This is a genomic window from Agrobacterium fabrum str. C58 (assembly GCF_000092025.1).
Taxonomy (GTDB): domain Bacteria; phylum Pseudomonadota; class Alphaproteobacteria; order Rhizobiales; family Rhizobiaceae; genus Agrobacterium; species Agrobacterium fabrum.
Genome location: NC_003062.2, coordinates 854289 through 879297, shown reverse-complemented (window position 1 = coordinate 879297; position 25009 = coordinate 854289). Strand labels below are relative to the sequence as shown.

At 60.5% G+C, this 25009-nt stretch carries 30 protein-coding genes and 1 riboswitch; of the genes, 8 read left to right on the top strand and 22 right to left on the bottom strand.

The genetic code is table 11. From position 1 onward, the window contains the following. Positions 1-58 precede the first annotated feature (58 nt). The 6 genes from ATU_RS04355 to ATU_RS04330 form a co-directional block, all read right to left on the bottom strand. Complete coding sequence (locus ATU_RS04355) at positions 59-373, bottom strand: hypothetical protein (protein ID WP_010971225.1); 315 nt, start codon at positions 371-373, stop codon at positions 59-61. A gap of 4 nt (positions 374-377) precedes the next feature. Next, positions 378-1088: a CbtA family protein gene (locus tag ATU_RS04350; protein WP_010971224.1), complete on the bottom strand. Its 711-nt coding sequence runs from the start codon at positions 1086-1088 to the stop codon at positions 378-380. Positions 1089-1099: 11 nt separating this feature from the next. Next, a complete protein-coding gene (locus ATU_RS04345; RefSeq protein WP_010971223.1) occupies positions 1100-1282 on the bottom strand; it encodes a CbtB domain-containing protein in 183 nt (60 codons plus the stop codon). Positions 1283-1443: 161 nt separating this feature from the next. Then, a riboswitch (cobalamin riboswitch) is annotated at positions 1444-1671 on the bottom strand. A gap of 66 nt (positions 1672-1737) precedes the next feature. Next, on the bottom strand, positions 1738-2658 hold the full coding sequence (locus tag ATU_RS04340; protein WP_010971222.1) for a c-type cytochrome: 921 nt from the start codon (positions 2656-2658) through the stop codon (positions 1738-1740). A gap of 87 nt (positions 2659-2745) precedes the next feature. Continuing rightward, positions 2746-3180, bottom strand: coding sequence for a c-type cytochrome (locus tag ATU_RS04335; protein ID WP_006312193.1), 435 nt, complete (start codon positions 3178-3180; stop codon positions 2746-2748). A 200-nt stretch (positions 3181-3380) separates the two neighbouring features. Continuing rightward, complete coding sequence (locus ATU_RS04330; RefSeq protein ID WP_010971220.1) at positions 3381-4025, bottom strand: LysE family translocator; 645 nt, start codon at positions 4023-4025, stop codon at positions 3381-3383. A gap of 134 nt (positions 4026-4159) precedes the next feature. Here ATU_RS04330 and ATU_RS04325 point away from each other — a divergent pair, with 134 nt between their 5' ends. Further along, positions 4160-4891, top strand: coding sequence for a helix-turn-helix transcriptional regulator (locus ATU_RS04325; protein ID WP_010971219.1), 732 nt, complete (start codon positions 4160-4162; stop codon positions 4889-4891). Here ATU_RS04325 and ATU_RS04320 read toward each other — a convergent pair. Together ATU_RS04320 and ATU_RS04315 are read right to left on the bottom strand one after the other, a co-directional pair. Then, on the bottom strand, positions 4883-5734 hold the full coding sequence (locus ATU_RS04320; RefSeq protein WP_010971218.1) for a manganese-dependent ADP-ribose/CDP-alcohol diphosphatase: 852 nt from the start codon (positions 5732-5734) through the stop codon (positions 4883-4885). The two genes, ATU_RS04325 and ATU_RS04320, sit on opposite strands and share 9 nt — an antisense overlap. Positions 5735-5846: 112 nt before the next feature. Beyond that, positions 5847-6449, bottom strand: a complete 603-nt coding sequence (locus ATU_RS04315; protein WP_010971217.1) for a superoxide dismutase — start codon at positions 6447-6449, stop codon at positions 5847-5849. 220 nt (positions 6450-6669) lie between these two features. Here ATU_RS04315 and ATU_RS04310 point away from each other — a divergent pair, with 220 nt between their 5' ends. Next, on the top strand, positions 6670-7014 hold the full coding sequence (locus ATU_RS04310; protein WP_197541447.1) for a hypothetical protein: 345 nt from the start codon (positions 6670-6672) through the stop codon (positions 7012-7014). 5 nt (positions 7015-7019) lie between these two features. On the opposite strand, the gene ATU_RS04305 is transcribed toward ATU_RS04310, so the two are convergent. Next, a complete protein-coding gene (locus tag ATU_RS04305; RefSeq protein WP_010971215.1) occupies positions 7020-7562 on the bottom strand; it encodes a GNAT family N-acetyltransferase in 543 nt (180 codons plus the stop codon). Between the two features lie 96 nt (positions 7563-7658). Between ATU_RS04305 and ATU_RS04300 the strand changes: the two genes are divergently transcribed. Further along, complete coding sequence (locus tag ATU_RS04300; RefSeq protein WP_010971214.1) at positions 7659-8546, top strand: LysR family transcriptional regulator; 888 nt, start codon at positions 7659-7661, stop codon at positions 8544-8546. A 226-nt stretch (positions 8547-8772) separates the two neighbouring features. Here ATU_RS04300 and ATU_RS04295 read toward each other — a convergent pair whose 3' ends face one another. Both ATU_RS04295 and ATU_RS04290 read right to left on the bottom strand, forming a co-directional pair. After that, entirely contained in the window at positions 8773-11130 is a 2358-nt protein-coding gene (locus ATU_RS04295; protein WP_010971213.1) for a methyl-accepting chemotaxis protein, read from the bottom strand. Positions 11131-11299: 169 nt separating this feature from the next. Next, positions 11300-12181, bottom strand: a complete 882-nt coding sequence (locus tag ATU_RS04290) for a branched-chain amino acid aminotransferase (protein WP_006312205.1) — start codon at positions 12179-12181, stop codon at positions 11300-11302. 334 nt (positions 12182-12515) lie between these two features. Here ATU_RS04290 and tam point away from each other — a divergent pair, with 334 nt between their 5' ends. Beyond that, positions 12516-13286 carry a trans-aconitate 2-methyltransferase gene (gene tam, locus ATU_RS04285; protein WP_006312207.1) on the top strand — a complete coding sequence of 257 codons (771 nt, stop codon included), beginning with the start codon at positions 12516-12518 and terminating at the stop codon, positions 13284-13286. A 5-nt stretch (positions 13287-13291) separates the two neighbouring features. On the opposite strand, the gene ATU_RS04280 is transcribed toward tam, so the two are convergent. Further along, positions 13292-13660 (bottom strand): VOC family protein, encoded by a 369-nt coding sequence (locus ATU_RS04280; protein WP_010971212.1) that lies wholly within the window; start codon positions 13658-13660, stop codon positions 13292-13294. A 48-nt stretch (positions 13661-13708) separates the two neighbouring features. Continuing rightward, on the bottom strand, positions 13709-14416 hold the full coding sequence (locus ATU_RS04275; RefSeq protein WP_010971211.1) for a helix-turn-helix transcriptional regulator: 708 nt from the start codon (positions 14414-14416) through the stop codon (positions 13709-13711). Between the two features lie 258 nt (positions 14417-14674). Here ATU_RS04275 and ATU_RS04270 point away from each other — a divergent pair, with 258 nt between their 5' ends. Further along, a complete protein-coding gene (locus ATU_RS04270; protein ID WP_010971210.1) occupies positions 14675-15502 on the top strand; it encodes an aldo/keto reductase in 828 nt (275 codons plus the stop codon). A 24-nt stretch (positions 15503-15526) separates the two neighbouring features. On the opposite strand, the gene ATU_RS04265 is transcribed toward ATU_RS04270, so the two are convergent. From ATU_RS04265 to ATU_RS04255, 3 genes are all read right to left on the bottom strand, one after another. Next, positions 15527-16138, bottom strand: coding sequence for a LysE family translocator (locus tag ATU_RS04265; protein ID WP_010971209.1), 612 nt, complete (start codon positions 16136-16138; stop codon positions 15527-15529). Between the two features lie 344 nt (positions 16139-16482). Beyond that, the gene (locus ATU_RS04260) at positions 16483-17289 is read right to left on the bottom strand and encodes an AraC family transcriptional regulator (protein ID WP_010971208.1); all 807 of its coding nucleotides are present in this window, start codon (positions 17287-17289) and stop codon (positions 16483-16485) included. A 72-nt stretch (positions 17290-17361) separates the two neighbouring features. Next, on the bottom strand, positions 17362-18120 hold the full coding sequence (locus ATU_RS04255; RefSeq protein ID WP_010971207.1) for an SDR family oxidoreductase: 759 nt from the start codon (positions 18118-18120) through the stop codon (positions 17362-17364). Positions 18121-18223: 103 nt separating this feature from the next. On the opposite strand from ATU_RS04255, the gene ATU_RS04250 reads away from it, so the two are divergent. Further along, the gene (locus ATU_RS04250; protein ID WP_010971206.1) at positions 18224-18655 is read left to right on the top strand and encodes a winged helix-turn-helix transcriptional regulator; all 432 of its coding nucleotides are present in this window, start codon (positions 18224-18226) and stop codon (positions 18653-18655) included. Positions 18656-18662: 7 nt separating this feature from the next. Here the strand turns inward: ATU_RS04250 and ATU_RS04245 are convergent, their stop codons facing one another. Then, on the bottom strand, positions 18663-19058 hold the full coding sequence (locus ATU_RS04245) for a hypothetical protein (protein ID WP_006312217.1): 396 nt from the start codon (positions 19056-19058) through the stop codon (positions 18663-18665). A gap of 314 nt (positions 19059-19372) precedes the next feature. Between ATU_RS04245 and ATU_RS04235 the strand changes: the two genes are divergently transcribed. Continuing rightward, on the top strand, positions 19373-20935 hold the full coding sequence (locus tag ATU_RS04235) for a helicase HerA-like C-terminal domain-containing protein (RefSeq protein ID WP_010971205.1): 1563 nt from the start codon (positions 19373-19375) through the stop codon (positions 20933-20935). A 57-nt stretch (positions 20936-20992) separates the two neighbouring features. Here the strand turns inward: ATU_RS04235 and ATU_RS04230 are convergent, their stop codons facing one another. From ATU_RS04230 to ATU_RS04220, 3 genes are read right to left on the bottom strand one after another with little or no spacing between them, the layout of a single operon-like run. Next, on the bottom strand, positions 20993-21343 hold the full coding sequence (locus ATU_RS04230; RefSeq protein WP_010971204.1) for an Atu4866 domain-containing protein: 351 nt from the start codon (positions 21341-21343) through the stop codon (positions 20993-20995). Then, positions 21340-21816, bottom strand: coding sequence for a carboxymuconolactone decarboxylase family protein (locus tag ATU_RS04225; RefSeq protein ID WP_035256381.1), 477 nt, complete (start codon positions 21814-21816; stop codon positions 21340-21342). The genes ATU_RS04230 and ATU_RS04225 overlap by 4 nt, the downstream gene beginning before the upstream one ends. Positions 21817-21826: 10 nt before the next feature. Further along, positions 21827-22549 (bottom strand): SDR family oxidoreductase, encoded by a 723-nt coding sequence (locus tag ATU_RS04220; protein WP_010971202.1) that lies wholly within the window; start codon positions 22547-22549, stop codon positions 21827-21829. A 120-nt stretch (positions 22550-22669) separates the two neighbouring features. Here ATU_RS04220 and ATU_RS04215 point away from each other — a divergent pair, with 120 nt between their 5' ends. Then, the gene (locus ATU_RS04215; protein WP_035256378.1) at positions 22670-23566 is read left to right on the top strand and encodes a LysR family transcriptional regulator; all 897 of its coding nucleotides are present in this window, start codon (positions 22670-22672) and stop codon (positions 23564-23566) included. Between the two features lie 47 nt (positions 23567-23613). Here the strand turns inward: ATU_RS04215 and ATU_RS04210 are convergent, their stop codons facing one another. Continuing rightward, entirely contained in the window at positions 23614-24393 is a 780-nt protein-coding gene (locus ATU_RS04210; protein ID WP_010971200.1) for a VOC family protein, read from the bottom strand. 97 nt (positions 24394-24490) lie between these two features. Continuing rightward, positions 24491-24985, bottom strand: a complete 495-nt coding sequence (locus ATU_RS04205) for a DUF1579 domain-containing protein (RefSeq protein WP_010971199.1) — start codon at positions 24983-24985, stop codon at positions 24491-24493. Positions 24986-25009 lie beyond the last annotated feature (24 nt).

The window sequence follows — 25009 nt, the reverse complement described above, 5'->3', positions numbered from 1 at the left end:
TGTGCTTGTCACAGGAATGAGGTAGTGCAAAATACGGACGTCTTTGCACTCTCACTCATTACCCCCGATCCAGCAACCGGCAGACACGCGCAGCAGGCTCCTCACCCTCACCTGAAATCGCACGGCGAATATCGCGGCTGTTTAGATGCAGGCTGCGGCCGGCGGGCAAATTTGCGCGCTTTATCTTGCTGAGCGCCGCAGCGATAAAAGCAGCTTCGTGTTCATGAAAACAGGCGAGAGCCGCCTCGCGCTCCGGGGTTGCCCCAAGAACTGCCTTGAAGGCAAGGCGGTGCACGGCGCAAGGCGCACCGTGACCGGGAACGGCAAAACGCAGCGCATCGAGTTCCTCACTCCACTCCGCTGCGTCCTGCATGGGCTTATGCCTGCTGGAAACGCTTCAGGAAAAACGCGCTCAACGTGCCGATTAGCGCCCAGAAGACGAAGCTGGTGATGGTGGCGGCGACGATGAACTGACGCTCCAGCGGCAACGGTGCCAGCGCGTGTTCGCCTTCCGGCGGCAGGGGTGCGCCGATCACATGCGGCGCGACGATCAACACCAGCGCCAAAAGCACCGCCCAAGGTTCGCGGCGGAAGGCGATCAACGCAATGCCGCCTGCGGTTGCGGCGACGGTCGCGAGCCACCAGATCTGCCGCGCCTCAAGTGCGGCGGCCGGGCTTCCCGGCAGTTCCGGCGGCAGGCCGATCATCGGGGCGAGCATAACGGCGGCAAAGCCGGCGACGCCCCAGAGAAGCCCCTCACGCCAGCCGGTATTGGTGCCACGCAGCGAAATGAGGCCCGTCAGCACCAGCGCGTAGCCGATGGCGGTCAGCACATTGGCGGCGACGGTATAGGCCGTGCGCTCGAAACCATCGGCCGGAGCCCAGGCCTCGTCATTGTGCTCATGGGCGGGAACGGCAGCACCGGGTGCCGGTGCATCATGGCTGTGGGGCGCTTCGCCGGCGCTTTCAAAGGTTTCCGCCTGCAGGATAAGCGGCGTGGTGCCAAAAGCCTGCATGGCAGACACGGCGAAACCGCCGAGAATGCCGACGAGAATGGCGGTGAAGACGATATTGCGAAAAAATGACATGCCGTTTCCCCTCAATGGCAGGGGAAGGCATTGGCATGGCGCGTATCATGCGCGGCATTGTGAACGGCTTCCACATGGGAAAAGCCGACAAAACCGACGACGAACAGGCCAAGCACGATCGCTGTCAGCGACTGCGCGACGCTGGCTGTTTTTACGGAAACGGCTGAATTGGCCGTATTCAGGTTGGTGGACATGGTGACCCCTCTCCCGGCGCGACCCCGCGCCTTTAGACGCGGCCGAACGGCAAACACCGCAGGACCGCATACGATATACTTCACCACGGGGATACGAGACTGATACAGGGAGGCATGATTGCGCCACCCTGAAATTCCGCTCTTCCGGACACCCCGCCGGCATGGATATTTCCGTGATGGCAGGTCTCCTGGCTTACGGGTCAAAACCTGAAACACCTTCCCGGCATTGCCTTCCCCCTTGATGGAGGCGAGATGGCTTGCCAGTGGCATTTCGTTTCAGGCTCTCCGCTCACAGTTGCGGGGGCAGCCACGAATGAGGATTTGTCCCTATCGTGTTCCCTTTTCACCTTCCGGAACGCCCGGAAGGAACCATCACGGACATGTTATCCGTCGGGCAGATGCAGGAGTCAATGGCAGGCCTGCTTTCGACCCGCGTGCCTTGCCTCGGCTGAGGGCTATCGTGCCGGAATGGCCTTGAGATAGGCGGCGATCGCATCACGGTCTTCGGTGGTCAGATGCGCCATGTTCTGCTGCACCTTGACCATGGAGCCGCCGACGCTGTCAAATTCCGGCGTGAAGCCGGTTTCGAGATAGCTGGCAATATCGGCTTCGGCCCAGCTTCCGATGCTTTGCGAACCGGGGGTGATGTCGGGAATACGGCCCTCGCCTTCCGGGTTGGGGCCACCGGCCAGCCATTTATCGGCAAGGAAACCACCGAGCGCGTCGCGGGGCGTATGGCATTCGCCGCAATGGCCCGGCCCTTCCACCAGATATTGGCCGCGCAGCAATTCGGCATTGGCATTGGCGAGTTCGACGCGTGGCGGTGCGGCGGGATCGAAATAAAGGAATTTCCAGCCGCCCAGCGCCATGCGCAGGTTGAAGGGGAAAGGCAGCTCGTGATCCGGCGCATCATTCTGGCTGGCGGGCAGGACCTTCAGATAACCGAAGAGATCGTTGATGTCCTTCTGCGTCATGCGGGCATAGGAAGCATAGGGAAAGGACGGGTAAAGATGTTCGCCGTTCTTGGCGACGCCGCGCGTCATCGCATCGCCGAATTCCGCCAGCGTCCAGCCGCCGATGCCGTGCTGCGGATCAGAGGAAATATTGGGAACGTGAAAGGTGCCGAAAGGGCTTTTCAGCGCCTGCCCGCCGGAAAGCGTCAGCAGCCCCTCGCCCTTGGCATCGGGTGCGGCGTGACAGCTTGCGCAGCCGCCGGCCCAGAACAGGGTTTCGCCATTGGCGAGATCCGGCTCACCGAGGCTCACCCAATGGCTCGGCGCCTGACGTTCTGGTGCGGTAACCCAGGCAAAAATTCCGTAGCCCGCAATGGCCGCAACCACTGCCCCGCCAACAAGCTTCGTCCAGATGGAGGACATACCCCTCTCCCCATTCTCACCTGACCCGGTCAGATGCCTTTCGTGCCGAAAAACGCCGCCGATGGGCGGCGTTTTCAGAGGCTTCGATTATTTTTTCAGACGATAGGTCTGGTGGCAGGTGCCGCAATCGGCGCCGAGCGTCTTCATGGCGGTGGCGACGCCGGCCTGATCGGTGGGGAGATTGGCGAGAACCGCGTCGGCATCCGTTCCGAGCTTCGCGGCCTTGGCCTTGAAGTCGTCGAAGTTTTCCCAGATGGCGGGAGCAGCCGCGCTGCCTGTCTCTGAGCCGACGGGGAACTGGTCGGGGAAAGCCTTGGCATTGGTGCTGATGGTCGTCACGGCAGCCTTGACGGCGGCAGCGTCAAAGGGCTTTTCGCCCTTGGAGATGGCGGCAAGCGCACCCATGGAGCCGCCGATCTGCTTCATCATGCCTTCACGTTTTTCGACTTCGCCGGCAGCATAAACAGCTCCGGCGCAAAGACAGCCGAACAGCATGGCCGCCGTGATGGTTTTCAGTTTCATGCACACTCTCCTTGATTCCGGCATGGACACCGGCGCTTTATCGAACCGGGCGAGGATGCCCTTTCCGGATGGCGAAAAGAAGTCACATTGCGGTGAATTCCGCCGTGAAAACAGAAGTCTAGACGAGGCTCCGGTGCGGGGCCGGGATTGGCTTTATGGCACGTATCTGACGGCTGGCTGAAATTGCGCGACATCCTCAATCATTCGCCCATGCTCCAGGAAAATGCCTCCCAAAAAGTCAAGAGGGCGGCGGCAATCAGCAGAAAGCCTGCGGCGCGGCCGATGAAAATCGTGGCAGCGGGCGAGGAGATAAGCCAGGCGCGGCTTCTGTCGGCCGTCAGGGCCACGGTTCCATAGACGGCAAACTGCGTCACGGCCACCATTGCCCCCATCACCAACCCCTGCATCCAGATCGGCCCGAAGCCGGGTTTGATGAATTGCGGATAGACCGCCATCATGAAAAGATAGGCTTTGGGATTGGAAAGGCAGGTAATCACCGCCCTCCAGAATGCCTTTCTGGCAGAGGTGCTTGCCTGCGCCTCATCGCCATTGACGGTGATGGCGCTGCGCATCAGGCCGAAGCCGATCCAGACCATACAGGCAGCCCCGCCGACAAGAAGCGGCAGAAACAGAGATGGCAGCCAGGTGGCGAGCAACCCGACACCGGCGGCTCCATAAAGAGAATGCACCATGCCGCCAGCACTCATGCCGCTTGCCGCAGAAAGCCCCGTTTTCCTGCCGCCGGTCAGCGCGCTTGCCAGCACAAACATCATGTCCATGCCCGGCAGGATGATGATGCCGAACAGGAGCAGGAAGAAAAGCCAGAGATTTTCAGCGTAATTCATGTCAGGATCCCTTAAAGAAGATGATGACACATTCGGGAAAGCATTTGTTTCTCAATGTGTTTTTCCGCTTATAAAAAATGCCAACTGACAACGTTGTGTCAGTTGTGTCGCCCTATCACATGGAAATGTACAATATGCGCAAGGCGTCGAGACTGTTCGAGATCATCCAGATCCTGCGGCTGGCGCGCCGCCCGGTGACCGCGCAGACAATTGCTGACATGCTGGAGGTGACCGCGCGCTCGGTCTATCGCGATATCGCCGCGCTTCAGACCATGCGTGTGCCGATCGAAGGCGAGCGCGGCGTCGGTTACATCCTGCGTCCCGGCTTCAACCTGCCACCGCTGATGTTTTCCATCGAGGAGACGGAGGCGATCGTGCTGGCGCTCGCCATGGTCGACCGCTCCGGTGACGCGGAATTGCGCCAGGCGGCGAAAAAGGTCAGCGACAAGATCGCCGCCTCCCTGCCCGAACCGCTGTCGAAGACACTTTCCGCCAATGCCCTGCACGCCTGGGGCAGCATCGCCCCCGCGCCCGCCGGCATCGACCTTGCAACGGTCAGGCGGGCGGTGCGCGATGAAGAGCGGCTGGACCTGTGCTATAGCGACGAAAGCGGCGTGGAAACGCAGCGGCGAATCCGGCCGATTGCGGTGATCTATTATTCCGAGACGGTGAATATCGTCGCCTGGTGCGAATTGCGCCACGCCATCCGCAATTTCCGTTCGGACCGGGTGCTTGATTGTGCCGCGACGGGCAGCTTCTTCAAGATGGAAGGCGAGAAGCTGCGGCGATTGTGGATGAGCGGCTGGCAGAGCGGCCAGCCGGGTGGAGAGTTGGGGCGGCCGATCTCAGGCGTCACTTTACCGTAAGTACTGCAACACCCGATCCTCCTCGCGTCCAAAACCGCGAATCGCGATCCGATCGGCGAAGACATCGGCGATGGCAAAGGTGTTCTGGTCGGGCGTATCCACCATGCCCTTGAAATTGACGAAGTGGGTGGTGCCGAGCGTCCCGTAATTACCCTCGTGATTATGGCCGTTGAACCATGCGGCAACGGAGGAGTGAGAACCGAGAAGATCAAGGATGCGCGGCGCATCCCACATGTTGTGGGCGTTTTCCGGATAGACGGGATAGTGGCACAGCACGATTACTCTTTCGCCGGCCGCATCCGCCTGTTGCAGAATGGTGCGCAACCATTCGAATTGCTTGTCACTGAGTGAGGCGTTCCAGTCCTGCGCATTGATCGCATCGACATCCCAGAGGCGCTTCAACCGCTCCTGCGCGACCAGGCGGCGCGGATCATCAGGTGGCGGGGCGAAGAGGCTGACATCGTTGCCGTCAAGCACGACGAAGCGGATGCCGCTCATGGCAAAATCATGCCAGGGGGCCTTCATGCCGAGGCGGGCGTGGATGGCGGAAAGATGCTCGGGGGCGACGGCGAAATCGTGATTGCCCGGCAGCAGCACCGAGGGGTGGCGAAGCGCGTCATAAACGCTGAGGATCGCATCGAAATTTTCAAAGCCGCGATCGATGATATCGCCGAGCGTCACCACGAAGGCGAGGTCCTCGCTGTTGAAGACATTGATCGCCTCAGCCAGCTTTTTCGGGCTTTCGGCATAATAACGGCCCATATCCGGGCGGGGATCGGCGTCGGCATATTGGGGATCGGCGACAATGCCGAAGGAGAAGAGGGGTGTGCTTTTTTCAGTCATGATGCGCCGCGATAAACCCGGCTGATGACAGGCTTGTGACACCGCGCGACATGCCAAAAGCAGAACACCCGGCACGAAGGCCGGGTGTTCGAAAAATTCCGTTCGCCAAGCCTTACTTGGCAGCGGCTTCGTAACGCTCCAGGACGTAGTCCCAGTTGATGAGGTTATCAACGAAGGCTTCGAGGTACTTCGGACGCAGGTTGCGGTAGTCGATGTAATAGGAGTGTTCCCATACGTCGACGCCGAGGATCGGATCTGCGCCGTGAACCAGCGGGTTTTCACCGTTCGGGGTCTTGGAGATTTCAAGCTTGCCGTTCTTGACGGAGAGCCATGCCCAGCCGGAGCCGAACTGCGTGGTGCCGGCAGCGATGAAATCTGCCTTGAACTTGTCGTAGCCGCCGAGATCGGAAGCGAATGCCTGTTCCAGCTTGCCCGGCAGCTTGTTGCCGCCGCCGTCCTTCTTCATCCACTTCCAGAAATGGACGTGGTTGTAGTGCTGGGCAGCATTGTTGAAGAGGCCGGCATTGGTGCCAAACGACTTCTTCACGACTTCTTCGAGCGACAGGTCGGAAAGACCGGCTTCTGCAGCCAGCTTGTTGCCGTTGTCGACATAAGCCTTGTGGTGCTTGTCGTGATGGAACTCGAGCGTCTCGCGCGACATGTAAGGTGCAAGCGCGTCATAGTCGTAGGGGAGTTCAGGAAGTTCGAAGGCCATGGTTTTTACTCCTTTTTGCAGCGGGTTACCGCTCCTAGAAACCGTGTGAGCGGACCATAGGAGCGAACCTCTGTTTGGGCAACCTGTGAAATATCAAAATGTTCCGACAAAAGAGAAAATTCCTCTCAAGCCAGCCGCCACCACATTTGTTTCACAACCCTGGCGTACCGTTTTCCACCCTATCGGTTCGCTTTTGATGACATTGCAGGAAGGAAATTCCATGACCCGCGCTTTGATCCGTCCCCTTATCCTTGCCGCCGCCCTCTCCTCCCTCGCCCTGCCGGCCGCCGCATCGTCGGATGATGCCTGGAAGGAATTCGTGGCGGATGTGCAGACGGCCTGCCTTACAGGGGCCAAGGATATGCTCGAGGATGCCAAGGCGGTGGTCGATCCTGTCGGCAGCGAAAATTACGGTCTCGCCATCCTCACCGGTAAAACGAAGGGTGCCGATGCGACGGTCAGCCATATCTGCGTCTACGACAAGAAGACCAAGGCCGTGGAGCTGGGCAGCGAGCTTGCCGGCGACACGCTGAAGGTGGAAATCCCCGGCTCCACAAAGCCCTGAAAGACTTAGAAACGCGGCGTGGTATCGCCCTCGCCCAAGGCCCGCTGCATCAGCACCGTATTCAGCCATTGGCCATGTTTCCAGCCGATGGATTTGAAGGTGCCGACAAGTTCGAAACCGGCAGCGCGGTGCACGCCGACCGAAGCCGCATTGGCGCTATCGCCGATGACGGCGATCATCTGCCGGAAGCCACGCGCGGTGGCTTCCGCGATCAGCGCATCGAGCAGTTTGCGGCCGATGCCCGTGCCCTTCATGGCCGGATCGATATAAACGGAATCCTCGACTGTCGCGCCATAGGCCGGGCGGGCGCGATAGGCGCCGGCATAGGCATATCCGGCTACCTTGCCATCGTGTTCGGCGACGAGATAGGGGTAATTGCCCTCCACCAGCAGGCGGCGGCGCTCGGCCATGGTCGCCACATCAGGCGGATCGATCTCGAAGCTGGCGCGGCCATGCAAAACGGCATCCCGGTAAATTTCGGTAATGGCTGGAATATCCGCCTCCTCACAGGGGCGGATTAAAAGGCTGGAAACGGTGGAAAGGGTCATTCTCTTGTCCTGCGGATCATTCACGCCCTCATTGTGCATTGCGGCGCAGCCAAAATAAAGATTATCTGTCTTATACAAACGATAAGGTTTTCTTTGATGATCGACCTCGATCTCAGGCAGATGCGCAGTTTCATGGATGTGGCCGATCTCGGCAGTTTTTCCGCCGCCGCCGACAAGGCCGGGCTGACGCAGCCGGCCGTCAGCCTGCATATAAGGCTTCTGGAAAAGCAGCTGGGTGTGCGGCTGATCGAGAGGGTCGGCAGGCGCGCGCAGCCAACGGCGGCAGGGAGGGATTTTCTCATCCACGCAAGGCGCATATCCGAAGAGGTGGCGCATGCGATCGAAACGGTTGCGCCGCACCGCAGCGGGGCGACGGGAAGCCTGCGCATTGGCACCGGCGCCACCGCCTGTATCTATCTGCTGCCGCCGGTGCTTGGCCGCATCCGGCAGGCGATGCCGGGCATCGACATCGTCGTGCAAACAGGCAATACCCACGATATATTGCGGCTTCTGGAGGCCAATACGATCGACGCGGCGGTGGTGGCCCTGCCCGCCAGCGGCCGCAGCCTCGATATCCGCGACATCCATCTCGACGAACTCGTCGCGGTGTTTCCGCGCGGCGCCGTGCCGGCCAGAACCACGCTGACTGCCGAAACGCTGTCGACGCGATCTCTGCTGCTTTACGAGGGCGGCAATACGCGCAAGCTGGTGGACCAATGGTTTTCGGCCAGCGGTCGCACCGTGCAGCCCGCCATGGAACTGGGCAGCGTCGAGGCCATCAAGAAACTGGCGGGCGCGGGTCTTGGCCTTGCCGTCGTGCCGCGCATGGCCGTGGAACATGAAGGAGCCGCATCCGGGCTTGAATGGCGCTCGCTCGAACCGCCGCTCGAACGGCGGATTGCGCTGGCGATGAGGCGTGACAAGCACATGACTGCGCCGCTCAGGGCGCTGGCCGGTGCGTTACCGGATGTGCGGAAAGGGTGAAGTGGAGTGCAGATTTTAGATAAAGGCCAGGCCATCGAAACTGATGGCGAATGATGCGCATTTTCTCGACGGCATCCTTGGGCTTGTCCCAAGGATCTAAACACGCCACCAAAATCAATCGTTTGCAGATCCTCGGGACAAGCCTGAGGATGACGTTGCGGGTGGAGAAAGCCTCGTTAACAACGTAGCCCGCGCCATTCGATGACGCGGGCGTAGCTTCCGAACCTCAGAACTCCGTCCAGTCATCACCCTTCACGGCTAGCGCCGCGTTGCCGCGCGTGGCAACGGGACGGGCCCGTGGCGGTGCTGCGACGGGTGCGGCCGGAGCGCGCGAAGGGTTTGCGACGCGTTGCATATGCCGTGCCGTCTCCCGCAATGCCGAGGCCTGCTGGCCGAGCTGGAACTGCGCAAGCAGGGCCTGGAGATTGGCGCATTCCTGCGCGAGACCGGCACCGGCCGCATTCATTTCCTCGACCATGGCGGCGTTCTGCTGCGTGGCCTGATCCATGTGGTTGACGGCGGTATTGACCTCGGAGAGACCGGCAGACTGTTCCTGCGCCGCCGTGGCGATGGCGTCCATATGGCTGTTGACGGACAGCACCAGCTGCTCGATTTCGGAAAGCCCGACGCCGGTATCGGCAACCAGCTTCACGCCCTCACCTACCGCAACGGCTGAGGTGTTGATGAGCTGCTTGATTTCCTTCGCCGCATTGGCGGAACGCTGCGCCAGTTCGCGAACTTCCTGCGCAACGACGGCAAAGCCCTTGCCGGCATCGCCCGCCCTTGCCGCCTCGACGCCCGCATTCAGCGCCAGAAGGTTGGTCTGGAAGGCGATTTCGTCGATGACGCCGATGATCTGGCCGATCTGGCGCGAGGAATGTTCGATGCGTTCCATGGCGGCGACAGCATCGCGCACCACCTTGCCGGAAAGATCGGCCTTGGTCCTTGCTTCCCGCACCGTGTCCCGGGCCTCGCCAGCCCGCTTGGAGGTGGCGGAGACATTGGCGGTGATCTCTTCCAGTGCCGCCGCAGTCTCTTCAAGCGAAGCGGCCTGCTGTTCGGTGCGGCGGGAAAGATCGTCGGAGGCCGAGGAAACCTCGTGGGCGCCGCCATTCACCGTCTGCACGGACTGGCCGACACTCGTCAGCGCCTCACGCAGCTGATGCACGGAGCTGTTGAAATCGTGCCGCAGCGCTTCGAATTGCGGTGCGAACGGCGTGGCGATCTCGCAGACCATGTCACCGGAGGCGAGACGGCGAAGACCGCCCGCCAGCGAACCCGTGGCCTGGTTGAGCCGTTCTTCGGCCTCGGCCTCAGCGCGCTGCTGCAGCTCGATGCGGTCGCGTTCGGCCTGCTCCCGGTTGGCGACGGCGTCCGCCTCCAGCTGCCGGTTGCGGATGGCCGCCTCGCGGAAGACTTCCACGGCACGGGCCATCTCGCCGATCTCGTCGCCGCGCTTTGCGCCGGCGATATCGATTGCAAGATTGCCGCCCGAAAGCGCCATCATCGCATTGGTCAGGCGGCTGATCGGCCGGGTGACGCGGCCGACGATGACGGCGAGCGAGACAATGCAGAGCGCCAGTGTGGCTATGAAGACCGCCAGATAGACCACCGAACCGATAAAGGCGTCCTGTTTTGCCTTTTCGGCATTGGCATCGAGGACATCCATGGCGGCAGAGGCGATCTTGGCAATCGTGCCGAGATTTTCCGTAACGGTGGTGCGCCAGCTGTCCAAGGTAAAGGTCGGCGTGCGGCCATTGTTGAGGTCTTCGATGAGCTTGGTGCGCTGAGTGTTGAAATCGCCCTTGAAATAGGTCTTGTCCGCAGTGGCGTAGATGTCCTTGAGCGATTGCGGCGTTGATTCATGCGCGACGAGATCACCCGTCGCCTTCCACGCAAATGCCGCGCCGGCATCGAAGGCACCGAGCTGCTGCATTTCCTGGGCGGTGAGCGGCCGGTTCTGCGCCACGGCGGCGTTGAGGACAACGGTGGCGCTGCCGCCAAGCGCACGGGCGGACCAGCCGTAAGAGCGCAGCTGGATGAGACCGGTCTGGCCCTGATCGAGAGAGCGGACAGCCCCCTCCAGCGCCGTCGAACCCGCTTCCAGCGAGGCGAGGAAATCGCCACCGAGCGTCATGACGGTCTTGTCGAGACCGCCCTCGCGCCGGTCGAGCGGCTGCGAGACATTGGCGTCGACCTTCTTTCGCAGTTCAACGAACTGTGCGTAGACATCCTTTACGCGTTTGAGCGGCCCTTGCAGCCTGGCATCTTCAAGCGACGAAGACTGTGTGAGGAATGCCGTCATGGCGGCATCCACCTTCTGGCGTGCCGCCGCAACACTGGCGATGCTGCCAGCCGACTTCGATGGATCGAGCGTCAGCGCCGTGGCGCTGTCGCCACGTTCACTGCGGAAATTCAGGAGTGCGTTGAAAAGAAGCTTGTCCAGCGAGACGAGCTGCGCGACCTCGGAAAAGGCGCTGGCGCGATTGACCGAGCGCCACGATTGCGTGCCGACGAAACCGGCAAGTGCAAGGCTGATGGTGAGGAAAAAACCAACAAGTATATTACGAATGCTGAAAGACATCTGGCGGCCCCCGCTAGCCGGAAATGAAGATGCCGCAAACTAAAATAAGCTTGTCTAAAATTGGATTAAACTCCCCCATCTTTTTGGGGATTTTTTTGCGCCGCAACAAAAACGGCCATGACCGGACGAATGCCTGCCATGGCCGCGTTTAACGCAATGTATGCGGATTTCAGACGTCTGCGCCGAGACGTGCCCAATCCATATAGAGATCAAGCGCCTTGCGCGCGACCGGGCCCGCCTGCAATTCGCGGTCATCCAGCTTCACGACAGGCGAAACCTTGGAATAGTTGCCCGAGCAGAAGATTTCATCAGCCTCGTTGAAATCCTCGACCGACAGCGTGGCTTCCCGAACGTCGAAACCGGCCTGACGCAGAAGACCGATCACACGCGAACGGGTGATGCCGGCAAGAAAGGTGCGGTTGGGCACCGGCGTGAAGACGACACCGTCCTTGACCATGAAGATGTTGGCCGAGGCGGATTCGGCGACATTGCCGTTCATGTCGCGCATCAGGGCATTGTCGAAACCGCGTGCGCGGGCTTCCAGAATGGCGCGGCCGCTATTGGGATAAAGACTGCCAGCCTTGGCGTCGGTCATCGCGGTTTCCGGCGACGGACGACGCAGCGGCGAGACGGTGAGCGTCAGCGGCTTGCCGGCGTCCATCGGCGCTTCGAACAGGCAGAGCGCAAAACGGGTGGAGCTGGCATCCGGCGCGACAACGCTGCCGGGCATGCCGTGTTCGGCCCAATACATCGGCTTGATGTAGATCGCCATCCTGCCGTCGAATTTCCTCACACCCTCAAGCGCAAGCGTCTCGATCTCTTCCGCCGTCATGGTCGGCTTCATGCCCATGTTGGTGGCTGAGCGATTGACACGCTGGCAATGCAGATCGAGATCGGGTGCCACGCCATCAAACCAGCGTGCGCCGTCAAATACCGTGGAGGCCAGCCACATGGCATGCGAGGTCGGGCCGATGAGCGGCGGATTGCCGGGCAGCCATTGACCGTCAACATAGGTCCAGGTGGTTGATCGGGGTGCGGTATCGACGCTCATAACGGTCTCCTGTGTCAAACATTTCCGCCTGGCGAAAACGCTCCGTCTTTTGTCTTGATGCATTTCCGGACGCAAAACGTTTCGCGTTCTTAACCGGCATGTGCTGGAAATCGGCCGGAGTGAATGCCTCTCGCCCAGACAGGTCAAGTTTTAATTGCCGCCATATTTGATTTTGATGGAAAATAACAAATGCAGGCCCTGACAAAGACGTTTTGTGAGGCGAAACAAAAGGTTGATGAATAGAATCATCACAATAATTCATTGATCCGATGATGGCGGGGCCGTTTCGGCTATGCGATGCTGACGATCTGACGGCAGTCCGCAGGAGGAAATCATGGCGTGGTCCGCGCAACAATATCTGAAATTCGAAGACGAACGGACGCGCCCCGCGCGGGATCTTCTGGCCCAGGTGCCGCTGGAGCGCGTGCTGAATGGTTATGACCTCGGCTGCGGCCCGGGCAATTCCACCGAGCTTCTGACCGACCGTTACGGCGTCAACGTCATCACCGGCATCGACAGCGACGACGACATGCTGGAAAAGGCGGCGGACCGGCTACCGAATACCAATTTCGGCAAGGCCGACCTTGCGACGTGGAAACCGGCGCAGAAGGCGGACCTGCTTTACGCCAATGCCGTTTTCCAGTGGGTGCCGGACCATCTTGCCGTTCTGTCACAACTGATGGACCAGCTGGAAAGCGGCGGTGTTCTCGCCGTGCAGATGCCTGACAATCTGCAGGAGCCGACGCATATCGCGATGCATGAAACGGCCGACGGGGGACCGTGGAAGGACGCTTTTTCCGGTGGCGGCCTGCGTCGCAAACCTCTTCCCCCACCCTCGGACTATTTTAATGCGCTTTCGCCGAAATCCTCGCGGGTGGATGTCTGGCACACCGTCTATAATCACCCGATGAAGGATGCGGACAGCATTGTCGAATGGGTGAAGGGCACGGGGCTGCGCCCCTATCTCGCCGCCGCAGGCGAGGAAAACCGCGAAGCCTTCCTCGCCGATTATACGCGACGCATCGCGGCGGCCTATCCTCCCATGGCGGACGGCCGGTTGCTGCTGCGTTTTCCCCGGCTTTTCGTGGTGGCGGTGAAGAAATAGGGTTATCAACCCGCGAAGGCATAGACCCGGAGGCGGTGGCTGTCTGGGTCGGCGGCCGTGAAGGTATAACCGAACTCCATTTTCGCGGGCTGCTGCAGCATGGCGACACCACTTGCCTTCCACCCGGCGAAAGTCTCATCCACCTGCGCGTCGTTTTCGACACGGAAAGCAAGCTCTCCGCCACCGCCCGTCACGGAGGCCTTCGGCTCCACGGTGTGCCGTGACCAGAGGCCGAGCTTCATGCCGTTGGCAAGGACGAAGAGGGAAAAAGTCGGGGAGGATTCGACGGGATCGACACCCAGTAGCGCCTTGTAGAACTGCGTGCTGGCCGGCGGGTTGTCGACATAGAGGATGGTGAAATCGGGGTGGGTCATGGTCGTTCTCCTGTGTTGCGGATGAACGGTTTCTAGACCCGCCTGTTGTCAGTTTTTGTCAGCATGATTGCGTCGCCGCTGTTTCTCCCGCTCGCGCCATTCTTTCATCAGCGCCTGGCGGCGGCGCGGGTAACGGTTGTCGAGAGGACGGAAGCTTTCGATGCGGTCAGCCCGGAAGCTGCGGAAATCCTGCCGGGTTTCGCACCATGCCAGCACCACGCGCACCAGATCGAAAAAAGCGAGCGCAAAGGGCCAGATGACCCGCTCCGTCAGGTCTCCCTTCTCATCACGATAGGTCATCACCGCCTTGCTCTCTTTCCTGATGGTTTCGCGAATGGCGGCCAGATCGACACGGATGGCGGCAAGGCCCTGCCCCGGGCCGACAAGCAGGGTGGAATTATCGAGTTCCTCACGCAGTGCATCGGGCAGAACGGCAGCGATCTTGACGAGTGCGGCACGCGCGGCCTCGGCCAGCCCGGCATCGGCGCGGCCCGCCACCCAGCGTGAACCCAGCACCAGCGCCTCGATTTCCTGCTGCGAAAACATCAGCGGCGGCAACAGGAAACCGGGACGCAGCACGTAACCCACGCCTGCCTCACCCTCGATATCCGCGCCCTGCGCCTGCAGCGTCGCTATATCGCGGTAGAGCGTGCGCAGGCTGACGCCGGTCTCGGCGGCAAGCGCCGCACCGCTGACCGGCATGCGGTGGGAGCGGAGGATCTGCAGGAGATCGAGAAGCCGTTGTGAGCGTGACACGCGAGATTTCCTTCCATCCCTGTCGCCCGACCTGCGCGTTGGCTTTGCGGACATTCAGAGGCGTAGCGCCGTCCGTTATCCCGTGCAACCGCTCAGAGGGGACGGGCAGCCCATGCCGTCGTCCAGATGAGAACTATATACCGATATGATATCTGCCTGCGGTTGAAACCGATCGCGCCGACACCAGTTAAAGAAAGACTGCTTCCCCTAACCGGCCTCTTCCGCCGGCCATGTTTTCAGCAAACAGGAGAGACACCCATGTACGACGTCAGCGCGAATGGCGCGAATATTCCCGCCCTCGGTTTCGGCACCTTCCGCATTCCGGAAGACGATGTCAGGCGCATTCTGCCGGAAGCGCTGAAACTTGGTTTCCGCCATGTCGATACCGCCCAGATCTACAAGAACGAGGGTGCCGTCGGCGAGGTTATCGCGCAATCGGGCATTTCCCGGCACGATATCTTTCTCACCACCAAAGTCTGGGTGGACCGCTACCGCCATGACGATTTTCTCGCCTCCGTCGATGAAAGCCTTGCGAAACTGAAGACCGACTATTTCGACCTGCTGCTTCTGCACTGGCCGAAAAGTGACGTGCCGCTTGCCGAGCGCATGGGCGCGTTGAATGCGGTGCGCAAGGCCGGCAAGGCCCGCAATATCGGCATTTCCAACTTCAACGTGGCGCTGACCGAAGAAGCGGTGAAACTTTCCGACACGCCGCTTGCCACCAACCAGATCGAATATCACCCCTATCTCGACCAGACGAAGGTGATTTCGGCGGCCCGTAAACACGGCATGTCGGTGACGGCCTATTATCTGATGGCCGATGGCAAGGTGCCGAACGATCCCGTTCTCAAGGATATCGGCGCGAAACACGGCAAGACCGCCGCACAGGTGACCCTGCGCTGGGCCGTGCAGCAGCCGGATATCGTGGCGCTTTCCAAGACGGCGACGGAAAGCCGCCTCAAGGAGAATTTCGACATTTTCGATTTTGCGCTCTCGGAAGAGGAAATGCAGGCGATCCATGCGCTTGCCAAGCCGAATGGCCGCATCGTCAGCCCCGGCCACCTCGCGCCCGATTGGGACGACTGAGGCGGCCGGCCATCCGGTCCGGTCTCAACGCTCGGTAAAGGCGAGCTTCGCCCCCAGCGCCACGAAAGCGGCGGCGAAGCTGCGCCTCAACCATGCGAGAACCGCTGGACGCGACACGACCTGCCGCCGGACCGAGGCGGCAAAACAGCCGTAAAGCGCAAATACCAGAAACGTCAGGGCCATGAAGATCAGCCCGAGATCGATCATGCGCCATGTCGGTGATAGCTCGCCGGGCGCGATGAACTGCGGCAGGAAGGCAAAAAAGAAGATCGACAGTTTCGGGTTCAGCAGATTGATGAGGATCGCCTCACCGATGACGCGGGCGGGTTTTTGCGGTTGCCTCGTCTCATCGATCTTCAGCGCGCCATTCTCCCGCAGCGTGTTCCACGCCATGTAGAGCAGATAGGCGACCCCCAGATATTTGACGATGCCGAAGGCCAGCGCACTGGTGTGCAGAATGGCGGCAAGGCCGGTGATGGCGGCCAACAGATGCGGCACGATGCCGAGCGTGCAGCCGAAAGCCGCGATGATGCTCGCCTTTGCCCCCTGCGAAAGACCGGCGGCCAGCGTGTAGACCACGCCAGTTCCGGGAGAAGCGGCGACGATGAAGGATGTGATGAGGAATTCGGGTGTCATGGTGTGGGTCTGTCCTCTTGGGATTGAGGACGAGAGCATGATGATGCGTGGAGTGGGTGTCTTGGATGAAATTGCGGCATTGGTGCTCGGAGGCCATCGCCGAAGCAACGGGCTACGGTGCCGGCCCCTCTCTTCCAGCCTAGCCCACTCCCCTCATTCCTGTGCTTGTCACAGGAATCCAGTCGACGCGCGTCTGCGCGGCGAAATTAGTCCTTTCAGCCCAAGGACTTGGGCTGGCTGGATTCCTGTGACAAGCACAGGAATGAGGGAAGAGAGTGCGGCCTACGCTCCGCAGAACACCAAGGCCGCCGCATAAGGCCATTCCCCATTTGCGCTAACATACCTTACGAAAGTGCCGCCCGGTAAACAGCGGGCGTCACGCCGAATTGGCGCACGAAGAACCGGTTGAGATGGCTCTGGTCGACAAAACCGGCGATGACGGCGGCCTCGGCGGGCCGTGTGCCGTCGGCCAACGCGTGCCGTGCCAGATGGACGCGGCGCTGGAGAAGATAGCTGTGCGGGGTCAGGCCCGTGGCCTTCGCAAAAGCCCGCAGGAAGCGGAACTGGCTCATGCCGGCCTCCTTTGCCAGATCGGCAAGGCGGAACGGTCGGGCGGGGTCATCATCGATGCTGCTTTTCGCGCGCTTAATGGTGTCGGGCGCCGCCACGACAGGCGGGTTGGCCGCCGTCTCCATGGCATCCGCCAGAAACATCAGCAGGGTCTCGTCACTATCAAGGGTTTCGCCCGGTCGTTCCTTCGCAGTGACGGCGGAAAAGACAGCGTTGAACCGCTTCGCCAGAGGTCTCGTATCAACGGGATAAGCGAATTCGAAGGTGCCGCGATCCTTTTCGCTGATATCGGCGATGGCGTCGCGGACGATCTCGATATCGAGATAGAGCATCCGCCACGCGCGGCCGCCCTCTCCGAGCGGAATGCCGTCATGCACCTCACCCGGATTGACGGTGATGACATGACCGGCGCCGGCCTCCACCATGCCGCGGCCGGAGAGCGATTTCTGCGCGCCGCGGGCGATGAGACCGATGCCGAATTGATCATGCATGTGGCGTGGAAAGGAGCGATCGCTATCCGCCACCACGGCGGCAACACCGGGCAGAACCGTCTTCGGCATCAGGAACTGGGCTTGGCCCATGAAAGCGCACGCTCCGCGGATAAGAGCGCGACGCTATCACAGGATGTCCTTGCAAAACAAACGTTGCGCTGTTTACGGGTGCATATGGTTGATCATGGCGAAGACCTGATCGAAATTGCCGTTCTGCGCGGCGAAACGCAGCGGCTTGCAGCGTTCCACCACCACTTCCTTCTCATCCGGGCGGTTCTTGAGAATATCCATCACTTCGGAAATGAAGGCCTCAAGCGGCATGGCCCTTTCGTCATTGGCCTGCCCTTCGCCCATCAGCGTCGTCTGCACATAAGGCGGCACGATTTCGATGACCTCCACGGACGTTTCCTTCAGTTGCTCGCGTAGCGCAACCGAATAGGCATGGATGGCCGATTTGGTGGCGCTGTAAGTGGGGGTCAGCACCATGGGCACGAAAGCGAGGCCGGAGGAGACCGTCAGCACCGTGGCGGCCGGCTGCTTGAGGAAATGCGGCAAAAGCGCCGCCGTCAGACGGATGGGGGCAAGGAGGTTGGTCGCAATGGTTTCTTCCGCCGTGTCGAGATAGTCAGGCGCGGCGGCGATTTCTTCCGGGCGCATGATGCCGGCATTGTTGATGACGGCATTGAGGGTGGGATGGGCCTTTACCAGCGCCTCGGCAAAAGCGCGGATGCCTTCGGCATCGCCGGCATCCATGACCATTGAGGCCATGCCGGGATTGGCGGCCGTTACCTCATCGAGCACAGCCTGACGGCGGCCGGAAATGATGACCCTGTTGCCGGCCTGATGAAACGCTTCCGCCAGCGCCCTACCGATGCCGGAGCCGCCGCCGGTGATGAGAATGGTATTGCCGGTGATTTTCATTGGAACATCCTTTGCTTGTTGGCTGAAAGGAAGTTAGCTATGATACTCTCCAATCGAAAGTAGGCACCCAAAAGATTTATACTTACCCAAAGGAGAGTGTAAGATGAAACGGCACGCCGCCGACCCGGCCATCGAGAGCCGGCGCAAGGTTCCGCCGCCCACGGATACCCATCCGGCGATTGAGGCGCTGGTTCAGGATATCATTGCGAAGGTGGCCGACAAATGGACGATGCTCATTCTGGAAGTGCTGGAAGAGCATGGGACGCAGCGCTTCACGCAGATCGGCAAACATGTGGGCAATATCAGCCAGAAGATGCTGACGAAAACGCTGCGGCAGATGGAAAGCGACGGGCTGGTGCGCCGCACGGTGCACCCCGTCATTCCGCCGCATGTGGATTATGGTCTGACGACCCTTGGCCGCACACTCGGCAGCGCCTTTTGCGGCGTGTGGATCTGGGCGGAGACGCACCATGCCGAAATAGAAGAGGCGCGGCGGCGGTTCAACGAACAGCCGCCGCGCCCTGCGATGGAGTAAACTCGCCTCAAGCGAACTGGCTGAGGCCCGGCACCGAGGCGATCACCTGATCGACGGTCTCATCACCCGCATGCTGGCGGGCAACGGCGATGGTTTCCTTGGCGAGCGTGGAAATCTCGCTCATGCCGAGGCCTTGGCTCATCAGCTGCTGGCCGAGGCCCATGATGCCGCCGCCGCCGAGCGCGCTCATCAGTCCGCCAAGCAGACCGCCGCCGCCACCGGTGCCTTCGCCATTATACTGGGCAACCAGATCGCTGGCGCCGGGAATGGCTTCGATCATCCGGGCGATCGGGCCGTCTTCCGCCTCGCGCTGGAGAAAACCGAGAATCATGCCAATGGCCTTTTCAGCCAGTTCAGGGTCGATCCCCGCCTTTGCGGCGATCTGATCCACGACTTCGTTCATTCTTGCCTCCTGTTGAAAAACGACGCCAACATCGAATAACTGACGTTAACGTCAACGTAAAACAATCCAGTGCCGCATTCAAGCGGCCATGAATGGTGCGGCAACTTTCATCAAGCGGTTTTTCTTCATCGCCATCAAGCAGTTGTTGCGCCTTGAAACTGCCCTTATAAGATCATCACAACCAGACTATGAAAAGGCCGCTTTCGCGAGGAACGGCCAAAGCATGCCAGTTACGCATTCATTCGGACATGACTTTTTACAAAATCCGCGTTGATTTTTAAGGGTCGTGCATCAGCCGCAGGAGAAAATGGTCGATGTTGCAGGACGGACAGCTCTATATCGGCACCAGCCGCAATCCGGACGACAGCCTGAACAAGGGCGAATATCTGGAACTGAAATTCGGCAACCGCCACGGCCTCATCACCGGCGCGACGGGAACGGGTAAGACCGTGACCCTGCAGGTGCTCGCCGAAGGTTTTTCCAAGGCAGGCGTGCCGGTCTTCTGCGCCGATATCAAGGGTGACCTTTCCGGTATCGCACTGGAAGGCGAAGCAAAAGACTGGGTGCAGAAACGCGCCGAACAGATCGGTTTCACCGATTTTTCCTATAGCAAATCGCCCGTGATCTTCTGGGATCTCTACGGTGAAAAAGGCCATCGCGTGCGCGCCACTATCGCCGAAATGGGACCGCTTTTGCTCGCCCGGCTGATGGACGCCTCGGAAGCGCAGGAAGGCGTGCTCAACATCGCCTTCAAGATCGCCGATCAGGGTGGGTTGCCGCTGCTCGATCTGAAAGACCTGCAATCGCTCTTGAACTATATGGGCGAAAACGCAACGGCGCTTTCCAACCAGTTCGGCCTGATTTCCAAGGCCTCGGTCGGTTCGCTGCAGCGTGGGCTACTCGTTCTCGAACAGCAGGGCGCGGCCAACTTCTTCGGCGAACCGGCGCTGAAGATCGCCGACATCATGCGCGTCGGCGCGGATGGGCGCGGCACGGTTTCGGTTCTCGCCGCCGACAAGCTGATGATGAACCCGCGCCTTTACGCCACCTTCCTGCTCTGGATGCTGTCGGAACTGTTCGAGGAACTGCCTGAAGTGGGTGACCCGGAAAAACCGCGCCTGGTGTTCTTCTTCGATGAAGCGCATCTGCTGTTCAACGATGCCCCGCGGGTGCTGGTGGAACGCGTGGAACAGGTCGTGCGTCTTATCCGCTCCAAGGGCGTTGGCGTCTATTTCGTCACGCAGAACCCGCTCGACGTGCCGGAAACCGTTCTTGCCCAGCTCGGCAACCGCGTGCAGCATGCGCTGCGCGCCTATACGCCGCGCGAACAGAAGGCAGTGCGCACCGCCGCCGATACATTCCGCCAGAACCCCGCTTTCAGCACGGCCGATACCATCACCACGCTCGGCACGGGTGAAGCGCTGATCTCCACCCTGCATGACAAGGGTGCGCCTTCCATCGTCGAGCGCACGCTCGTGCGCCCGCCCTCCGGCCGCGTCGGGCCGTTGACTGATTCGGAGCGCAAGTCGCTGATCGATCTCAGCCCCGTCTCCGGCCAGTATGACAAGGATATCGACCGGGAATCGGCCTTTGAAATCCTTAACGCCCGCGCCCAGAAGGCGGCGGAAGCAGAAGCCGCCAAACGCGCCGAGGAAGAAAATGCCGCCAACCAGTCCGACAACGCCTCGGGGCGCTGGCGCCTGCCCGGCTTCGGTGATGAGGAGCCCAAACAGGCCTCGACCACCGGCGCTCGCAAGACGAGCGGTTATCAGCGCGAAACGGTGATCGAGGCAGCAATGAAAAGCGCTGCCCGCTCGGTTGCGACTTCGGTCGGACGCGCCATCGTGCGCGGGATTTTGGGAAGCCTTAAGCGCTAGAAACAAGCGCGCCGCCTACCCGCTCGATGGGCGGGCGGCGCTTTAACGTCGCGGCGGTTACTTCTGACGATAGAAGATCATGCCGCCGTGATGGAGCACATCATCGACGAATTCGCCATCGGCCGTGAAGCCGGTATCGTCCCAATAGTCGATGTGGTTTCCCTTCACCTCATAACGTCCCTGATAGGCGCTTTTGCGTTTGCCCCGCGCCTCGTCATAACGGCCATTGGGCAGAAGTTCCTGACGAATGTGGCCATCGCCGGTGACCCACATGCCGACATAAGGGTGGTTCTCTATTTGAGCCGTCTCCGTCATGTTCACTTCCGTGGCGTTGCTAGATTTGCGGTTCTCTACTTCGGCGGAAGCCGCCGCAAGCAGAAGCGCAACCGATGTCGATACGATGTTCATTTTCTTTCCACTCCCGTTGCGGCATTCGCGCGGCGTTCCTCGAACAGTTCCGCAAGCGTGCGTGATGCGGCGATAGCCTTAGGGAAGCCGGCGGGAACGGTGATGAGATAGATCATCTCCTTCAGTTCCTCGTCGGTTGCGCCCACATTCAGCGCATAACCGGCATGGACCTTCATCAGATCACGCTCACCAAGGGCCGCCATGACAGCAACGGCGGCCAGCTGGCGGGTGCGGTTGTCCAGACCCGGCCGCGACCATACCTCACCCAAGGCATATCCCTCCGTTGCCTGCGCCAGGAACGGAAACTCTTGCCGCATGCGCTCCAGATTGGCTTGCGGCTGGCCATTATTGAGGCTGCGGACAACATCATCGCCGCGTTTCAACCGGTCATCCAGATGCTGTGCATTTGCGAGTGCGAGTGCGGATCCTGCGAACATTGCAATCGCAAACGCGGTCGGAAAAATGGCTTTCATGTCGATCTCCTCAGGCAGCGGTGGGGCGGATGACGATTTCATTGACATCGACATCATCGGGTTGCTCGATGGCGTAACGGACGGCGCGGCCGATAGCGTCGGGCTTCAGGGCGATGGCCCGGTAGCTCTGCATCAGTTCCGCGGCGGCCGGATCGGTGATGGTGTGGGCGAGTTCGCTTTCCACCACGCCGGGGTGAATGCAGGTGACGCGCAGGTCACGGTTTTCCTGACGCAGCCCGTCCGAAATGGCGCGGACCGCAAATTTCGTCGCGCAATAAACGGCAGCCGTCGGCGAGACGGCCAGCGCACCGATGGAGGCGATGTTGATGATGTGTCCGGAAGCGCGTGCCGTCATTTCCGGCAGCACCGCGGCGACGCCGTAAAGCACGCCCTTGATGTTGACCTCTATCATGCGGTCCCATTCGTCGACTTTGAGCGACGACATCAGCGACAACGGCATGATCCCCGCATTGTTGACGATAACGTCGATCTGGCCTAAGGCCTTGCGTCCCGCCTCGGCAAAAGCCTCGACGCTCTGCCTGTCCGTTACATCAAGCGTATGGATAACGACCTCGGCACCCTTCCGACGCAGTTCTTCCGCGAGGGACTGCAAACGGTCCATGCGGCGTGCGCCAAGCACCAGCTTCGCCCCGGCGCCCGCAAGCTCCCTTGCGATGCCCTCACCGATCCCGCTCGATGCACCCGTGATGAGAACGACTTTGTTCAATGCCATGGTTTTCTCCTTGCTGTTACGGCCGGTTTTCTGGAAGCGACCGTTGCGGGCAAGATAAAGTTTTGGCATTGTCGTGATAATCGCCTCAATCATAACCTCGATGGGTAGAATTTCTAACCAATGAATATCGATCTCAACGCGCTGTCGACTTTCTGCCTGGTGGCCGAGGAACGAAACTTCCGGGCGGTGGCGGACAGGCTCGGCGTGACCCGATCCGCTGTCAGCCAGACCATGCGCAAGCTCGAGGAGACCATGGGCATAGCGCTGGTGCGGCGAACGACACGCAGCGTCAGTCTGACGGAAGCGGGACAGCAGCTTTATGCGGATGTTTCGCCGTCAATCGGCGCGATCTCGCAGGCGGCACAGGCCGCGTCGTCCCTGAGCGGCACGGTGCGGGGGCAGCTTCGGCTCGCCGTTTCCTCCATTGCGGAGCGCTTTCTCTCGGGACCGCTGCTTGCGAGTTTTGCCGACGCCCATCCCGACGTACAGCTCGACATCGTCGTGACGGACGAAGAATTCGATATTGTCGCCGAACAGTACGATGCCGGCGTGCGCCTTGGAGAGCTTATCGAACAGGATATGATCGCCGTTCCGGTATCGGTGCCGCAGCGACAGCTGGCCGTCTGTTCCGCTGAATATCGCGACCGTTTCGGCCTGCCGACGCAGCCGCGCGAATTGATCGATCACAGATGCATTGGCTGGCGGGCGCGTCCGGGTGTAGCGCCTTATCGGTGGGAATTTGCCGAGAACGGTCGCGAATTTGCGGTGGCGGTGCAGCCGGACTTCACCACCAACGACATGCAACTGATGATAAAGCTGGCATGCGCCGGTGCTGGCATCACCTTCGGCATGGAAGAGACGTTCCGTCCCCATCTGGAAAGCGGGAAGCTCATTGCGATGCTGGAAGACTATTCGCCTGTTTTTGCTGGGTTTTATCTCTATTATCCCAGCCGCCGCCACATTGCGCCGAAGCTGCGCGCCTTCATCGATCATGTCAGGCTATCGAGAGAGCGGTAATCTGCCGGAGCGGACCCCCGGCAGATCGTTTTCGAGAAGAAGCAAGATTATTTCTTCTGCGAGACCAGCGAGAAATAGGCGCCCTGCGGATCGACGCAGTTGACGATCCAGCTTTCGCCGGGAACTTCCATGGGCCCGTTGACGACCTTGCCGCCGCCGGTGCTGACACGGGTGATCGCGTCCTCGATACCATCGACATTGAAGTAATAACCCCAATGGCAGACGGGAACCTGCGGCATGCGCTTCATGATGCCGCCGACGGCTTTGCCCTTGTGGGCGAAGATGCGGTACGGACCCATCTCGCCCATGTCGAAATCATGGTCCTTGGTCCAGCCGAAGACTTCGCCGTAAAAGGCCATTGCCTCATCGACATTGTCGGTGAAGAGTTCGTACCAGCCGACATGGCCCTTCTTTTCCTGCATATCCTCGGGGAAACCACCGGTCTCCATCGGCAGCGGCGTCATGATGCAGAGCACTGCACCATAGGGATCGGCGACCACGGCAAAACGGCCGATTTCGGGAATATCCTGCGGCGGGCGTCTGATCGCGCCGCCCTTGTCAGCGAACAGCTTTGCCGTGGCATCGACATCATCGACATCGACATAGGCCGTCCAGTTCGGGGGAATGCCCTGCCCCTTATGCTCTTCCGTCAGTTCCATGACGCCGCCCATGCCTTTGCCATCTGCTTCCAGCACCAGATAGGGCATTTCCGGCGAACCGAAATCCTTGGTCTGCCAGCCGACGACATGACCGTAAAAGCGGGCAGCCGCCTCCATGTCGGGCGTCATCAATTCGACCCAGATGAATTTTCCATGTGTATCGGACATTGTCGTCTCCTCTGGAGATTGGGTGCGTGGTGTGGTGTGGCTAAGTGCCCGCCGCAGGACGCGGCGGCGCTTGTCATGCAGACGTTCCCGGCGCAAATTACGTCTTGCGCCGGAACTCCGATGTCATGAAGGTCTTGAAGGTGCCATCCGGCTGCTTGACGCTGCCGGAAAAGCTGCGGTGATTGTCATCATGCAGCACCAGCACGTCGTGGTAGGTGGCGGTGTCTCCGGAACCGTCGAAGGCAGGACCTTCGGCCTCCAGTGTCAGGGTCTTGCCGTCCTCTTCCAGCCAACCCTTGTAAACCCAGAGATTGGTCATCATCGAGCCCACCCAGGTGCCGACGAAATTGCCTTTGGCCGGGTCGAAACCAACCGTGATGACAGCGGTCATGCTGGTACCGTCAGGCATTTTTCCGGTGCCCTCGCCGATGATCCAGAGGCCACCGATGGAGCGCACCTTTTCGATGAATACCTGTTCGGGATCATTGGGGTCGTAGGCCTCATGGCCGGAGCTGGCGGTCATGATCCAGTCTCCGACGATCCTGTTCAGGAACTCGTGTTCCTTCTGCGGCTTGGCGGTTGGAATTTCCATTGTCTTCTCCTCCTATGTCCCGGT